We start from the raw sequence: 16,851 nt of genomic DNA, 5'->3' as shown, positions 1-16,851 counted from the left end.
ATTTTGATATAATATAATAATAGAAACTTAAAATATAAAACATAATAATTGTTTAAAAAAACAGTGATTAGGAAGAGTACTACACTTAAATCCTTAAAGAGAGCTAGGGAGGGTGGAAACCTGGTAGGTAAGAGTTTAGGAAAATCACCTATGAGTTGAAGGCTGAAATTATAAAGTAAGTCTATTCGTAATTCTGCGTTAAAGAATAGAGTATTTCACATGAAATATATAAATTATAAGTTTGTATATTTGATTGCAGTACTTGAAATTTCTACTAAGTATTAGGTGGTACAACGAAAATATAACTTCGTCCTATTAAGGGCGGAGTTTTTTTATTTAATTAAGATAATACATTAAATACTGAAATTATGAATTAAAAATTAAGATTATGAGGAAAGGAGTTTGAGTTATGTATAAAAAGGTTGATGCTTCAAGAAGTTTTGTAGATATGGAAAAAGATATATTAAAACTTTGGGAAGAAAAAGATATTGTTAAAAAGAATTTTGATTTAAATCAAGATGGTGAATATTTTACTTTTTATGATGGACCACCAACAGCAAATGGAAAACCACATGTAGGACACGTTTTGACAAGAGTTATGAAGGACTTAATTCCAAGATATAAGGTTATGAAAGGATATAAAGTTCTAAGAAAAGCAGGTTGGGATACTCATGGACTTCCTGTTGAATTAGAAATAGAAAAACAGCTTGGTATATCAGGAAAAGATAAAATTGAAAATTATGGAGTTGAAAAGTTTACAAAGAAATGTAAGGAAAGTGTATTTAAATATACAGATATGTGGAAAAAGATGTCCGAGGGAATAGGATATTGGGTTGACATGGATAACCCATATGTAACATATCATGACAATTATATAGAATCAGTATGGTGGGCATTAAAGACACTATGGGATAAAGAACTTTTATATAAAGGTCATAAAATAGTTCCGTATTGCCCAAGATGTGGTACTGCATTATCTCAACATGAAGTTGCTCAAGGATATAAAGACGTAAAAGAAGCAACAGCTTTTGTTAAATTTAAAATAAAAGGAGAACAAAATAAATACTTTTTGGCTTGGACAACAACTCCTTGGACATTACCAAGTAATGTAGCCTTAGCAGTAAATAAATCATATGATTATGTTGAAGTAGAACAAAATGGAGAATATTTAGTACTTGCAAAAGGATTATTAAGTGTTCTTGAAGATTCTGAATACACTGTAGTAAAAGAATTTAAAGGTGAAGAATTATTAGGAAAAGAATATGAACAATTATTCAAATTTGAAACTCCAGAAAAGAAAGCTTTTTATATAGTACATGGAGATTTTGTAACATTAACTGATGGTACAGGAATAGTTCATATTGCACCAGCTTATGGGGAAGACGATAATCTTTTAGGTAAAAAGAATGATCTTCCATTAATAAATTTAGTCGATGGAGAAGGTAAGTTTGTAGATGCAGTAGAACCATGGAAAGGTATGTTTGTTAAGAAAGCAGATTCTAAAATACTTGCATATATGCAAGAAAATGGAACTCTTTATAAATCAGAAAAATTTACTCACTCATATCCACATTGTTGGAGATGTGATACTCCACTTTTATACTATCCAAAAGATAGTTGGTTTGTTAGAATGACAAAACTTAGAGATAAACTTCTTGAAAATAACAACAAGATAAATTGGTATCCAGATAACATAAGAACAGGAAGATTTGGTAAGTTCCTTGAAAATGTTATTGATTGGGGTATATCAAGAGATAGATACTGGGGAACTCCACTTCCAATATGGGAATGCGAGTGTGGACATAGAGAATGTATAGGAAGTAGAAAAGAGCTTGAAGAAAAAGGTATAAATGTACCTGAAAATATAGAATTTCATAAGCCATATATAGATAATGTTAAACTTACTTGTCCACATTGTGGAAAACAAATGACAAGAACTTCAGAAGTTATTGATTGTTGGTTTGATTCAGGGTCAATGCCTTTTGCACAACATCATTATCCATTTGAAAATAAAGAAGTGTTTGAGAAAAATTTCCCAGCACAATTTATTTCAGAAGCAGTAGACCAAACAAGAGGATGGTTCTACACATTACTAGCAATTTCAACTGGTATTTTTGATACTAATCCATTTGAAAATTGTATTGTGTTAGGTCATGTTCTTGATAAACATGGATTAAAGATGTCAAAACATAAAGGAAATGTTGTAGATCCATTTGATGTAATAGAAACTCAAGGTGCAGATGCTACAAGATGGCATTTTTATACTTCAAGTGCACCATGGCTTCCAACAAGATTCTCAAAGGATGATGTTAAAGAAGTTCAAAGAAAATTCTTGAGTACATTATGGAATGTATATTCTTTCTATGTGTTATATGCTGACATTGATAAGTTTAATCCACTTGAATACAAAGATTTTGTATCAGAAAATGTAATGGATAAATGGATAATGTCAAGATTAAATTCATTAATTAAGAATGTTGAAGAAAATCTTGATGGTTATAGAATAACTCAAGCTGCATTAGCTATACAAGAATTTGTTGATGAACTTTCTAACTGGTATGTAAGAAGAAATAGATCAAGATATTGGACTACAGAACTTACTGATGATAAAATTGGTGCATATGTAACGCTTTATAGAGTATTGGTTACATTATCAAAAGTATCAGTACCATTTATACCATTTATATCAGAAGAAATTTATCAAAACTTAGTTGTTAATTTAGACAAAGAAGCAATAGAAAGTATTCATTTATGTAAATGGCCAAAATATAATACTGATCTTATAAATGAAGGACTTGAAAAAGAAATGGGTATTGCTTCTAAGATAGTTAAACTTGGAAGAAGTGCAAGAAATGGAGCTAATATTAAAAATAGACAGCCACTTTCACAAATGCTTGTTTCAACTAAGGCTCTGCCAGAGTATTATGGAGATATAATAAAAGATGAGCTTAACATTAAAGAAGTTGTATTTGGAGCAGATTTATCTAAATATGTTAACTTTGAAATAAAACCTAATTTACCTGTGCTTGGAAGAACTTATGGTAAATTAATACCAAAAATAAGAAAAGCATTAAGTGAAATGAATCAAATGGAACTTGCTCAAAAGATTAAAACTGGTGAGGTAGTTACAGCAGATATAGAAGGTACAGAAATAGAATTTAACGATAAGAATTTACTTGTAACAATGCAAGGTCTTGGAGAATATGCATTTGCTGGAGAAGGGGAATTAGGAGTAGTTCTTGATACAACTATTACTGAAAAATTAAGAGAAGAAGGTCATTTAAGAGAGATCTTAAGTAAAGTTCAAAACATGAGAAAAGAAAGTGGATTTGAAGTAGCAGATAAAATAAAATTATATGTTAGTGGAAGTGAAATTATTAAAAATGTAATTAAAAAATTCCAAGATAACATTAAGAAAGAAACTCTTGCTTTAGAAATTATATATGATGCAGAGGTTCAATACAATGAAGTTAAGATAAATGGTGAAAAACTAAACATGGCTGTTGAAGTTGTTAAATAATTAGTTTAATAAAGCATGTAATCTGCTAAAATAGATTACATGCTTTTCCTGTATGAATTATAAGTTTATTCAACTTTCGCAGGTGAAAAATAGCCGCTACGCTAAACAGTGTTTTTTTACTGCGAAAGTTGAAAAGTTTAATAATAGAATTTGCTTTGATAATAGGAAGGAATAAGCAAAGGAGATAATCATGGGTAGGTTTATAGTAATAGTAATAGATGGACTAGGGGTTGGAGCTATGGATGATGTTTATACAACAAGAAGAGAAGATATAGGCTCTAATACTTTTAGACATATTGTAGAAGAAAATAATTATTTAAAATTAAATAATTTAGAAAAAATGGGAATAATGAATGTTATTGATTATGAAACTTGTGTAATGAAAAAAAGTTTAAATTGTACTTATGGAATTAGTGCGTTAGAATACCAAGGTGCAGATTCTTTTTTAGGTCATCAAGAGATTGTTGCATTAAATAGCTCTTCAAAATTTAAAGAAGCTTTTAATGAACATATAGATGAGATATATAAGGAATTAAAAAGTAAAAAATATAAAGTAATGTATAAAGGAGATAAATTAAAAGTTTTATTAGTTGAAGATGCTATTATAATAGGAGATAGTATAGAAGGTGACTTAGGAAAAATATATAGTGTTACAGGAGATTTAAATAGGATAAGTTATGAGCAAATTTTAAAAGTGGGTAAAATAATAAGAAATAAGGTTAAAGTTCCTAGAGTAGTTGTAAATGGGTGTCTTGTAAATTTTGAGGAAATGGTAAACTCGATAAAAGAAGTAAATGGTAAATGTGTGGGTATAAATGCTGCTCAATGTGGAGTTTATAAAAGAGGATATAAGACTATGAATCTGATTAGTAATGAGAATTGTGATAATCAGATTTGCAGTATACTAGGAAAAAAACAAATTCTTGTAACTTTAATAGGAAAAGCTGCAGAAATAATAAATAATCCATATGGAAAAAGCATTTTAGCAAAGGACACAGAGAAAGTTTTAAAACTAACTATAGAAGAGATGCAGAAAAACCAAAAAATATTTATATTAAGTAATGTACAAGGAACGGATTTAGCGGGGCATTTACAAGATTCTAAAAAATATGCAAATGAGTTAAGTATAGTAGATAAACATTTAGGGAAAATTATAAACGTAATGGATAATGAAGATATATTATTAGTTATAGGTGATCATGGTAATGATCCTACTATAGGTCATAATAAACATACTAGAGAATATGTTCCTGTTCTTGTATTTGGCAAACAAATACAAAAAGGATTTATAGGTGAATTTTCAACATTATCCGATATTGGAATTACTGTATTAGAATATTTTAAAGTTGAAAACATAGATAAAAATAAATCTTTTTTAAGAAAACTTATAAAATAATTATAAATTTTGGAAAATAAAATAAGAAATTATTAAATTTGTCTTGTAAAGAATAGTAAGCTTGAGGTATAATTATTGGAAGAAAGTATATAGGAGTTGATGAATGTGGCAGCTTCAATAAAAGATGTGGCTAAAGAAGCAGGTGTATCAATTGCAACTGTATCAAGAGTATTAAATAATATAGATGTAGTTAATGAAGAAACAAAGAAGAAAGTATTAGAGGCTATTAAAAAATTACAGTATAGACCTAATATAGTTGCTAGAAGTCTTAAAACTCAAAGAACAAGTACAATAGGAATGATTATTCCTGATATATCTAGTCAATTTTATCCTGAAATAGTAAGAGGAGCAGAAGACGTAGCAAATATATATAATTATAATATAATGTTATGTAATACGGATTTAGATTTAGATAAAGAAATGGAATATTTAAAAGTACTTAGAGAAAAAATGGTTGATGGTATTTTGTATATGAGTAATTCACTTCAACCTAAAATTGTAGAACTTATAGAACAGTTACAAATTCCAATGGTACTAATAGAAAATATTGATGACCAAAAGAAATTCCCAAGTGTAACAATTGATAACGAAAGTGCAGCATATGATGCTGTAAATTATTTAGTACAAAAAGGAAACAAAAAAATAGCTTATATAGGTCATAAAAATAATGAAGGAAATGTTAATTCTTTTAGATATTTAGGATATAAAAAAGCTCTAAAAGAAAATAACATGAAGTTAGATGAAGATTTAATTTACTGTGAAGGTTTAAAAGTCGAGGATGGGTATAAAGGAATAATTAAAATAATTGAAAAACAGAAGATAGATGCTGTTTTTTGTGGTAGTGATGAATGTGCTATGGGTGCAATAAATGCTTTAAGAGAAAGAAACATAAAAGTACCAGAAGATATTGATGTAGTTGGATTTAATGATGTTTATGAAGCGTCAGTATTTTATCCAAAATTAACAACTATTGCTCAACCTATGTATGATATGGGATCTGTAGGTATGAGAATGTTAATTAAAATAATAAATAAACAAAAATTAGGGCAAAGTCACTACATATTACCATACCAGTTAGTAGAAAGAGATTCTTGTAAAAAATAAACTAAATAGTTTTACTAAAAATTAAAAGAGAAGTGGAAACTTCTCTTTTAATTATGGAATAATTTATATTTATATGTAATATGTAAATTTTTATGTTAATATATATTGTGTTAAAATCTTAGTAAGGAGATAAGAAATGGATAATAAGCCAGCAGCTATTATTTTTATGATTTTATCAGCATTTTCATTTGCGTTGATGTCATTATTTGTAAAAATCGCAGGTGATATACCAATGTTTGAAAGGATATTTTATACTAATGTAATAAGTTTAATAGGTACATTTTTTATAATACGTAAGAAAAAGAAAAGATTATTTGGAATGAAGGAAAATCAAAAATACTTATTTTTTAGATGTTTATTTGGATATTTAGCACTTGTGACAAATTTTTATGCTATTAACAATTTATATTTAGCAGATTCAGCTATGTTAAACAAATTATCGCCTTTTTTCGTAAGTATATTTGCATATATTTTTTTAAAGGAAAAAATGACTAAGTTACAAAATAGTCTACTTATAGTTGTTTTTATTGGAGCTATATTTATTATTAAGCCAGAATTTGGGTTTGGCATGTTGCCTGCTCTTTCAGGAGTAGTATCTGCTTTATTTTCTGGTGCAGCATATACTCTTTTAAGATTTTTAGGTGATAAAGAAGATTATTCTACCATATTATTTTATTTTTCTGTAATATCAATCATAGGGTCGTTTCCTATAATGATTATGAATTATCACAAATTAACTTATGGACAAATTGTATTAGTTATAGCAATGGGATTATTTTGGCTGGGTGGACAAGTTTTTATGACACTTGCATATAAATATGCACCAGCAGGAGAAATATCTATATATAATTATTCTAATATAATATTTTCTGCAATATTAGGATATTTTATGTGGAAAGAAGTTCCTGATTTGTTGAGTTTTATAGGAGGATTTCTTATAATATTATGTGGAGTAATTAATTTTATTCATAGTAGAAAATTAATTAATTAAAGATATTTTAAGATGTTTTTAAGATATTCTTAAGTTTTATAGGTTATTATAATATTATATTAAAGGAGTAATAAAAATGGATAATAAACCCAAAGCAGTAGCGCTTATGTTAGCATCAGCTTTATTTTTTGCTTTTATGGGAGCTATGGTAAAAAAAGCAGGAAATTTACCAGTGTTTGAAAAAGTATTTTTTAGAAATTTAATTAGTTTAATAGTAGCATTTAGTGTTGTAAGGAAAAGTGGATCAAAGATGTTTGGTAAAAAAGAAAATCAAGGATATTTACTTGCAAGGTCTTTAATGGGACTTTTAGGGGTTATTTTATATTTTTATGCTATAAGTAATATGTATTTAGCAGATTCAGCTATGTTAAATAAATTATCACCTTTTTTTGTAACATTATTTGCTTGCTTGTTTTTAAAGGAAAAATTATCTAAAATTCAAATTCCAGCACTTATAGTGGTTTTTATAGCAGTACTTTTGATAATAAAACCTAGATTTGATTTTTCCATAGTGCCAGCATTAGCAGGATTTATATCAGCAGTTTTTGCTGGAGCTGCTTATACATTAGTTAGGTTTTTGAAGGATAAAGAAGAGCCATCTACAGTAGTATTTTATTTTTCATTTGTTTCTGTAGTTGGAATGTTACCCCTTATGCTTTTGAATTTTAAAGTACCAACGGTTATGCAACTTGTATATTTATTAAGTACGGGCGTATTTGCTGCATTTGCTCAGTTTTCACTTACAATAGCTTATAAATATGCTCCCGCTTCAGAAATAGCTATATATAATTATTCTAATATAATATTTTCAGCAATTATAGGGTTTTTCATATGGAATGAAATACCGGATAAAATGAGTATAGTTGGGGGAATAATAATTATTGTTACTGCGATGTTAGTATATTTATATAATAAAAATATTGATTGTAAAGATAAACAATAGAATATAAAATGATAAATTTAGGTAAAAGGAAGTGTTAGGTTATGAACCAAAGGATAAACGCTAATACTTTTATAAATGTTGTTGATGCTATAGGTATACTTATGCTTATGCTATTATTAATAATATTTGTATATTGTAAAAATTTTATGTTTAAGCCAATAAAGAAAATAAAAACATTAATAAGAGAAAATACAGCAGCATAAAGAATATAAGTAGCATTAATACAAAAATATTGACCAGATGTTAGTATAATATATACACTAGCTTTCTGGTCAGTTATAAAAGTATGAATTATTATATTTTATATAAATTTTAAATTCCAGATATAGATATATTAACTAATTTTATGGTTTTTGGACCTATAAAATCATTATCTTTTTGAAGTTCTTTAGAAAAATACATTTCATTTTGAATATCTTGTATATTCCCTGAAATAGAACCACCAGTTATAGGAATTGTATTATTTCCATCGAAGAACCATCCAAGTCTTATTTCACCTCCAAAATCACCTGTTAAAGAATTTAATTGAAAATCAGAGAATGATACTAGTTCTACATAAGGTGATTTTTTTAGTTCACATATAGATTGTGATCCGCCTTCAATTTCAATATTACCAATATTACCAGTAGGTTCAACATTTATATAATAACTGTGACGTACATCACCATAATATTGTTTTAAAACACCTTTCTCAAATAATTTTACAGGTGATAGTGGGTAACCATCATCATCGTAAGGAATAGAATTTGTTGAGTTTTTCATACAAGGATCTAAAGTTATATTTAGTAAGTCACCTTTTATATTATTACCTTGAATATTTTCACCTACTTTTAAATTAGAAATACCATCATAAACAGCTTGAGTATTTGATTTAGTTAAATAAAAATTAAGCATTGTTTTAACAGGTGAACCAGTTAATAAAACGGTGTATTTTCCAGATTTAACAGTTGTATTTGATAATGCTCTTTCTTTGCTTAATTTAATAAGTTTATCAATCTCATTAGATATCATACTTGGATCAAACTCAGAGAATTTTATGTTTTTATAAAGTTCAATTTCTCCTTTTTGTTCCTTCCAATTTACAATAATTTCCAATTCTCCTTTATATTTTTCGTATGAAACATCTATACCTTCAGAATTAATGATATGAGTAAATATTTTGTTTAAAAATAATTCTGCTGAATTTATATAACCATTTTTATACTTGTCATTTTTAAATATAGCTTCTGTTAGCTCAGGTAACCAATCTGACAGTGCTTTTGATGAAAAGTTTGATTTTTGTAAATCTATTTTTGATGTTATAGGTTTTGGTAATGGATAAAAACTATTTTTAACAAAACTTGATGAAAAAGCAGAGTCATTAATTATTTCATTAATTTCTTCCTTATCCATAGTAGGGTATATATTACATGTAGAAGATCCTCTATATTTTTCACCATCTTCTTCAAAATCTTTAAATAAAGTAACTTTATAATAGTGAACTTTTTTACTTCTATTCATATCCATTTCTTTTTTTATGAAGAAAAGCTCACTAGATTCAGTTATAGTTTCTATTATTTTATATGCACTTATATTTTTATTATGTTTTATAATATTTTTAATTAAATCTAACATTATCCTAACCTCACTTTCGCTTTGATATAAGGACCACCACAGGAAACTTTAACATATTCTTTATATCCTTTTCCACAAGCGCCACTGCCTTCAAGTTCTACTTCTTTAGAAACCATAGAAATTGATTTTAAAAGATCAGGAACATAACCTGTAAGTACTATTGGAGATACAATTTTACCAGTTAATTTACCATCCTTGATTTCGCGTCCTACATTAACCATACATTGAATTCCCCAATTTTTAGGATCTTCCATACCACTTGATGGGCACTCAAGTAAGTATCCATATTTAATAGAAGATATCATATCTTCTAAATCGTCATTTCCAGATTCAAAAAATGTGTTTGTCATTCTTGTATAAGCTTTTCTTTCAAAAGATTCTCTTTTTCCATTACCAGTAGGATTAATGCCTAATCTTAGAGCAGATAATGCATCACACATTCCAGTTTTGAGAATACCATCATCTATAATAGTAGTATCACTTCCCAAAACACCTTCGTCATCAAATAAGTAAGAAGAAACATGTTTTGCAGCTGCTGCACCATCGTGCATAGTTACAAGATTAGAAGCTACAGGCTTGTTTATATATTCTTTTGCTTTAGCTCGATTTTTAACAAACATGTCCATTTCTACTCCATGACCAAAAGCTTCGTGAGCTATTAAACCAGAAACACTAGGATCACATATAACATCGTATTCACCAGATTCAATTCTTTTAGCGTCTAAAAGTTTTATATTATTAGATGCAACTTCTTGTATAAATTGTTCAATTTCATCTAGAAGTTCTAATCCTTTAAGTCCGGAACTACTTTTAAAGAATACTTTAGTATTGTTATCTTTTCTAGCTATACTTACAATATATCCTTCACTCCATACATATGATTGTTCTAAATCTTTATTATTTGATATGAATATTTTAGATACATGAACATTTTGAAGAATGACTCTAAAATCAACTAATAAATCAGAATAAGATAAGCCTTTATCTTTTATTTTTATCATTTTATTTAGAATATCTTTATCTGATAATGTAGATTTATCTAATTGTATTTCTCCTATGAAATTTTTGGTAAGTTTTTCTTCATCAATAATTGGATAAGAAGCTATTGGTGAGGATAATGACTTCAAGTTATTTAGTTCATTTTTAATTTTATATTTTATATCATTTGTAAAATTTTCAATGTCACTTTCATTAATTTCATTAAAAGAAAATTCAGAGTAATTAATACCATTATGAATTCTTAAAACAAACCCTCTTTCATTCCAAAATGAATCATTCAAGTCAATACCTGTTTTTTTTACTGCATAGCTTTTACCTTTCACATCAGTACCTAGTATAGATACATATTTATATTCTTTTGAAAGGATTGAAACTAATTTTTTTAATATAGGTTTAGTGTTGACTAAAAATTTAGACATAGATGTTTTCATCAATTGTACCCCCTTTTTATTGAAATGTATTTAACTATAATTTAACATCAATCCAATAATAAAACAATAATATTTGAAAAATTTAGAAATATCAAATTTGTTTTTTAGAAATAAAATATAGCAAAATTTTTTGTTTTTATGTAAAATGTGATTTAATTATATTTGATAATATTTATAAAATTGATTTGATTTTTAATGTTTGCTAAGCTAATATTATGAAAGTTAGTAGAATAACAAGTGAATTTAATTCAGAAAATAGTTATTAGATTAATTTAAAAGGGGGATTAAATTTGATTCACGGAGGAGATATTTATACAAATGGAATATTAAAAGGAAGGGAGCTTATTGATTTTAGTTCTAACATAAATCCTTTAGGAATTCCTAAATCTTTCATAAATCATATAAATGAAGCAGTTGAAAGTACTACTAAGTATCCAGATATAAAATACAGGCAAGCTATTGAAAGTTTAAAAGAATATACAAAAATTTCAAAGGATTATTTTGTACTTGGAAATGGAGCTGCGGAAGTTATAGATTTAGTCATTAGTTGTTTTAAAAAGATACTTATAGTAGTACCATCATTTGTAGAATATGAAATAGATGCAAAAAAGTATGATTGTAATATAGAATATTCTTATTTAAGAAAAGAAGATAAAAGCTATGATTATGAGGATATATTATACAAATTAAAAGACAACCAAGCAGTTATAATAGGAAATCCTAACAATCCAAATGGGGGTATAATTGATAAAAATAAGTTCAAAAACATATTAGAATTTTGTGAGAAGAGAAATAAGGTAGTTATTGTAGATGAAGCTTTTATTGAGTTTACTGGAGATATTAATGAAAGTTACATAAATGAGGTAGAAAATTATAAATGTCTATTTATAATACGTGCATTGACTAAATTTTTTGGAATGCCTGGTATTAGATTTGGGTATGGTATAAGTAAAAATATTGAATTGCTAAATAAGATAAAATCAAAACAAAATCCTTGGAATATAAATTGTTTTGCAGAAATGGCAGTTAAATATGTTTTAAAAGATAAGGAGTATATACAAAATTCATTGAAATGGATAAAAGAGGAAAGAAGATTTTTATCTAAAAAAATAAAAGAGATTAGTTTTATAGATAAAGTTTATGAAACTAATGGGAATTATATTTTAGTAAAATTAAAAGGAATAAATTGTATAGAATTATATGATTGTTGTTTACAAAAAGGAATTCTTATTCGTAAAGCAGATAATTACGTAGGACTTGATGAAACATATGTAAGATTTGCCATTAAAGATAGGAAAACCAATGAAAAACTGGTTAAAGTATTAAAAAAAGTCTATTAAAATTGAAATAAATGTATTATAATGAAAAATGAAAAAGGAATTTGAAGTTTAAAGAGTAATAGAATAGAAATCATAACCACAATTGAATATTTTTATTAATTTAGGTGCCATTTAGTTATAAAAATGGGTAAAAGGGAATGTGGTGAAAGGCCACAACAGCCCCCGCTACTGTAATAGTGGACAACTCTCAAATCCACTGGTTTAATAAACCGGGAAGGAGAGGGAAGAATGAAGCTTAAGTCAGGAGACCTACCTAGATATTATTACAAGACTTTCGGAGGGAAGGTATTTTTGGAATAAAAGTTACATGATTTCAACAGTAGCATCCTAAGGGGCTACTGTTATTTATTTTACAATAAATTGTATTTATGAATAAAAATTACAATATCGTGAATGGAGATTATGAAATGAAAGACAAAAGATTTATATTAACTTTTGTTGTATTATTGATTATTTTAGTATTTTTGAGTGTATTTGCACTTGGTAGTGGAAAAGTGAATTTATTTAATTTAAATGATACTGATATAAGTTCATTAATATTATTTAAGGTAAGGTTGCCGAGAATACTTTTAGCAATATTCACAGGAGCTGCGTTGTCAGTTAGTGGGGCAATTTTACAAAGTTTATTAAATAATCCTTTAGCAGATTCTTATACTTTAGGAATTTCTTCAGGAGCTGCTTTTGGTGCTTGTTTGGCAATATATATAAATATTACATTTCAAACTAATATATTAATTCAACCTATGGCAGTTATATTTTCAATATTAGTATTGATTTTAGTATTATGGTTATCTAAGGCAAGAGAAATTATGACAACTACTAGTTTAGTGTTAGCAGGAATTATTGTAGGGTCTGTATGTCAAGCAGGAGTTAGTTTCTTAAAAGCTATATCTGAAGAAAATTCAGTGGCAATAATATATTGGCTTATGGGAAATTTAGGTTCTAAAAGTATGAAACAAACTTTAATATTAGGTTTAGTTATATTTATTGGTATATTAATTTGTATAAGGTATTCAAAGGAATTAAATATAATGAGTTTAGGAAGGCGAGAAGCAATAGTTGTAGGTGTGGATTATGATAAAATATATAAGGTGCTTTTGATAAATTGTACATTGATGACAGCATTTTGTGTATCTCTTTGTGGAATAATTGGATTTGTTGGATTGATAGTACCACATTTAACTAGATTAGTAGTAGGAGCTGATAATAAAAAAATTATACCTATATGTAGTATTTTAGGAGCAGTACTTTTACTAGGAGCAGATACTGTTACAAGAAGTCTGTTGACTCATGAGTTACCAGTTGGGATTATAACTACTATGCTTGGAGGACCATTCTTTTGCTATATTTTTATTACTAAAAAATATGATAATTAGATATGTTATTAGTTGTTTTAAGGTTTTAAAACTGGGGGAAGAGTATGTTAATAATACAAGATGTGAGTGTTGAATTAAGTAAACATGAAATATTAAAAAAAATGAATTTATGTTTTAAAAAAGGAAATTTATATGGAATAATAGGACCTAATGGTGCAGGAAAAAGTACGTTACTTTCAACTATAGCTAATATAACAAGTATTAGTAAAGGAAAAATTTTGATAAATAATAAGGATATTAATGAATATTCTACATTAGAATTAGCTAAACATATTTCCCTAATGAGTCAAAACTTTACATTGAAATTTCCTTATACTGTAGAACAAATAGTAGCTATGGGAAGATATCCTTATGGTAAAGGGTATTTAAATAAAGAAGATATGAAAAAAATAAAATTATCTATAGAAGAATCAGAGTTAGAAAAGTTACAGTGTAGAAAAGTAACAAAACTCAGTGGGGGAGAAAAACAAAGAGTTTTATTTGCAAAAACTTTATGTCAAGATACAGACATTATACTTATAGATGAAGGTTTTAGTAATGCAGATATTTATTATCAAGCAAAATTTATAAAATTATTAAAACAAAAAGTGAAACAGGAAAATAAACTGATAATATTAATAATACATGATTTATCTATGGCAAGAAAATATTGTGATGAAATTCTAATTTTAAAAAATGGTACAGTGTACGATTTTGGTAAAAGTGAAGAAGTGCTTAATGATGAGTCATTATTTAAAGTATTTAATGTAAAGGGAAAATTTAAAGGAAATGCTTTGGAGATAGTTTGAATGTTATTAATTTGACTTTTACAGGTTAAAAATATCCGCTACGGGAAATGATATCTTGCTCAGAAACTTTTCACTTCAGTAACAAGTTCTAAGCTTTACTCATATTGAAAAAAGATTTTTTAATTAATATTCCGTAGGAATCAGTAATTAAAAAATGACTTTTTTCAAATTCGTAAAGCTAATAACTTGTAAAATTTGTTCAAATGTTTCTTACGCAATATATCATTTACCTTCGCTAGACAGTATTTTTTTAATGAGAAAGTTGAGTTAAATATCTTAAAAGTTGGTTTACTAAAAAAGTAGATTTGATAACATAAAAAAGACCTGCCTTTAAGATATAACATAAAGCAGGGAAAGTTAATTAATAAGTTATGGGTTATTGAATTGAGAGTTGTAAACAAATTTGTTAAATCGCGAAAAATGTAAGTTCTAAAATTATTAAAGAAACAAATATAGTACCGAAAAAGGAAACTATATCAAAATGCTTTTTCATAAATTAACCACATCCTTATGATTCTTTTGTTATTTTAATTATACAAATATTAGTATAATTAAAGGTTAAAAAAAGGTTACAAATATTAAAATTATTATGTAATTAATTTAGATAAATAAAAAAAATAATCAACAGCAGGTGATAGATATGGATATTGTTTATTTTAATGTAATAGATATATGTATAGCTGTAATAATTGATTGGATAGTTGGAGATCCTTATTGGTTTCCTCATCCTATAATTTATATAGGTAAATTTATTAAGTTTTTAGAAAAAAAGTTTAGAAGTGTGAGCAAAGAAGAAAAAAACTTAAAGGTATATGGTGGATTTATAGTTATAATTGTAGCATTTACCAGTTTTATAGTGCCATATTTGACTTTAAAAATATCAAATGTAATACCTATAGTTTATCATGTAGTAAATGTAATAATTATTTGGACAACCATCGCATGTAAATGTTTAAAACAAGAAGCAAAAAAGGTATATACTTCTTTAGAAAATAATGACATTGAGGATGCAAGAATAAAGCTTTCATATATAGTAGGTAGAGAAACAAAAAGTCTTTCTAAAGATGAAATTATAAGAGCAGATGTTGAAACAGTAGCTGAAAATGCATCTGATGGTGTTATAGCACCTCTATTTTATGCAATGCTAGGGGGGGCACCATTAGCTATGATGTATAAAGGGATAAATACTATGGATTCTATGCTTGGATATTTGACAAAGGAGTACAAAAATATAGGATTTTTCCCAGCTAAAGTAGACGATTTGGCTAATTTGATACCAGCCCGAATAACAGGTATTTTAATGTGTATTATGGCTCCTGTTGTTAAAGGAAATATAATACAATCGCTAAAAATATTGAAAAGAGATAGAAAAAATCATAAAAGTCCTAATTGTGCTTATCCAGAAGCAGCTACAGCAGGAGCGATGAGAGTGCAATTAGGGGGAACAAATACTTATTTTGGAGAGGTTATTTATAAACCAACTATAGGAGATAAAATAAAAAAGCTTACAAAAGAACATATAGTGGAAAGTATAAAATTGATGTATGCATCAGAAATATTAATGATATTAATATATGTTATAACAGTGAATATATATATTTATCTCAACTTTTATAGGTAAAAACAGTAGCTGTGGAAAATGATATATAGTATTTTTGAACTGCAAAGGTTGAGTATTTATATTTTATAATGATTAAACATAAGGGAGGACAACAATGAAGGATTATATACGTGTACCAATGGATATAGAAAAAAGAAGTTTTGAAATTATTGGCGAGGAAATGGGAGAACATAATTTTTCAGATGAGGAATTGAAAATCATAAAAAGAGTTATACATACTACGGCAGACTTTGAATATAAAGACTTAGTGTATATAAGAAAAGGTGCCATAGATGAGGCTTTAAAATTATTGAAAAAGGGAGTAACTATTTATACTGATACCAAAATGGCTGCTTCAGGAATAAATAAAAAGGCATTAAATGAATTGAATTGTAAGGTTATTAGTTATGTAAGTGAACCAGAAGTTGCACAGATAGCTAAAGAAAGAGGAATAACTCGTTCTATGGCCGCGGTAGAAAAAGCAGTTGAAGATGGAGTTGAATTTTTCGTGTTTGGAAATGCACCAACTGCATTATTTAGACTTAAGGAGTTAATTCTTGAAAATAAATCAAAAGCAAAATTTATTGTAGGCTGTCCTATAGGATTTGTTGGAGCAGCTGAATCTAAAGAAGAAGCTGAAAAGTTACAAATTCCGATGATTACTGTAAGGGGAAGAAAAGGTGGAAGTGGTGTAGCTGCATCTATTGTAAATGCACTTATGTATATGATAACAAGAAGAGAATAATGTT

The 16,851-nt window shown here is 27.2% G+C and carries 13 protein-coding genes, 1 riboswitch and 1 other annotated feature; of the genes, 11 read left to right on the top strand and 2 right to left on the bottom strand.

Annotated elements, in window-relative coordinates:
• The first annotated feature begins 54 nt into the window (after positions 1-54).
• Positions 55-318: a binding site (T-box leader), on the top strand.
• Positions 319-409: 91 nt separating this feature from the next.
• The 6 genes from ileS to ACFIJ5_RS16600 all read left to right on the top strand — a co-directional run bounded on the left by ileS (position 410) and on the right by ACFIJ5_RS16600 (position 8,157).
• On the top strand, positions 410-3,520 hold the full coding sequence (ileS, locus tag ACFIJ5_RS16625; RefSeq protein WP_379809027.1) for an isoleucine--tRNA ligase: 3,111 nt from the start codon (positions 410-412) through the stop codon (positions 3,518-3,520).
• 190 nt (positions 3,521-3,710) lie between these two features.
• Positions 3,711-4,916, top strand: a complete 1,206-nt coding sequence (locus tag ACFIJ5_RS16620) for a phosphopentomutase (RefSeq protein WP_379809025.1) — start codon at positions 3,711-3,713, stop codon at positions 4,914-4,916.
• 105 nt (positions 4,917-5,021) lie between these two features.
• Positions 5,022-6,020: a LacI family DNA-binding transcriptional regulator gene (locus tag ACFIJ5_RS16615; RefSeq protein WP_379809023.1), complete on the top strand. Its 999-nt coding sequence runs from the start codon at positions 5,022-5,024 to the stop codon at positions 6,018-6,020.
• A 136-nt stretch (positions 6,021-6,156) separates the two neighbouring features.
• Positions 6,157-7,011: a DMT family transporter gene (locus ACFIJ5_RS16610; protein ID WP_379809021.1), complete on the top strand. Its 855-nt coding sequence runs from the start codon at positions 6,157-6,159 to the stop codon at positions 7,009-7,011.
• A gap of 76 nt (positions 7,012-7,087) precedes the next feature.
• On the top strand, positions 7,088-7,954 hold the full coding sequence (locus ACFIJ5_RS16605) for a DMT family transporter (RefSeq protein WP_379809019.1): 867 nt from the start codon (positions 7,088-7,090) through the stop codon (positions 7,952-7,954).
• A gap of 41 nt (positions 7,955-7,995) precedes the next feature.
• Positions 7,996-8,157 carry a hypothetical protein gene (locus ACFIJ5_RS16600; RefSeq protein ID WP_379809017.1) on the top strand — a complete coding sequence of 54 codons (162 nt, stop codon included), beginning with the start codon at positions 7,996-7,998 and terminating at the stop codon, positions 8,155-8,157.
• Between the two features lie 109 nt (positions 8,158-8,266).
• Here ACFIJ5_RS16600 and ACFIJ5_RS16595 read toward each other — a convergent pair whose 3' ends face one another.
• Both ACFIJ5_RS16595 and ACFIJ5_RS16590 read right to left on the bottom strand, forming a co-directional pair.
• A complete protein-coding gene (locus tag ACFIJ5_RS16595; RefSeq protein ID WP_379809015.1) occupies positions 8,267-9,568 on the bottom strand; it encodes a metallopeptidase TldD-related protein in 1,302 nt (433 codons plus the stop codon).
• Positions 9,568-10,998 (bottom strand): TldD/PmbA family protein, encoded by a 1,431-nt coding sequence (locus tag ACFIJ5_RS16590; RefSeq protein ID WP_379809013.1) that lies wholly within the window; start codon positions 10,996-10,998, stop codon positions 9,568-9,570. The genes ACFIJ5_RS16595 and ACFIJ5_RS16590 overlap by 1 nt, the downstream gene beginning before the upstream one ends.
• 293 nt (positions 10,999-11,291) lie before the next feature.
• On the opposite strand from ACFIJ5_RS16590, the gene ACFIJ5_RS16585 reads away from it, so the two are divergent.
• The 5 genes from ACFIJ5_RS16585 (at position 11,292) to ACFIJ5_RS16565 (ending at position 16,847) form a co-directional block, all read left to right on the top strand.
• Positions 11,292-12,338, top strand: coding sequence for a pyridoxal phosphate-dependent aminotransferase (locus ACFIJ5_RS16585; protein WP_379809635.1), 1,047 nt, complete (start codon positions 11,292-11,294; stop codon positions 12,336-12,338).
• A gap of 85 nt (positions 12,339-12,423) precedes the next feature.
• Positions 12,424-12,609: riboswitch (cobalamin riboswitch) on the top strand.
• Between the two features lie 136 nt (positions 12,610-12,745).
• Positions 12,746-13,714, top strand: a complete 969-nt coding sequence (locus ACFIJ5_RS16580; protein WP_379809011.1) for a FecCD family ABC transporter permease — start codon at positions 12,746-12,748, stop codon at positions 13,712-13,714.
• 44 nt (positions 13,715-13,758) lie between these two features.
• On the top strand, positions 13,759-14,502 hold the full coding sequence (locus ACFIJ5_RS16575) for an ABC transporter ATP-binding protein (RefSeq protein ID WP_379809009.1): 744 nt from the start codon (positions 13,759-13,761) through the stop codon (positions 14,500-14,502).
• A 640-nt stretch (positions 14,503-15,142) separates the two neighbouring features.
• Positions 15,143-16,123, top strand: a complete 981-nt coding sequence (gene cbiB / locus ACFIJ5_RS16570) for an adenosylcobinamide-phosphate synthase CbiB (protein WP_379809007.1) — start codon at positions 15,143-15,145, stop codon at positions 16,121-16,123.
• A gap of 94 nt (positions 16,124-16,217) precedes the next feature.
• Positions 16,218-16,847, top strand: coding sequence for a precorrin-8X methylmutase (locus tag ACFIJ5_RS16565; RefSeq protein ID WP_379809005.1), 630 nt, complete (start codon positions 16,218-16,220; stop codon positions 16,845-16,847).
• Positions 16,848-16,851 lie beyond the last annotated feature (4 nt).

The sequence above is a fragment of the Haloimpatiens myeolchijeotgali genome, assembly GCF_042688525.2.
Classification (GTDB): Bacteria; Bacillota; Clostridia; order Clostridiales; family Clostridiaceae; genus Haloimpatiens.
This window is presented reverse-complemented; position numbering and strand designations above follow the sequence as displayed.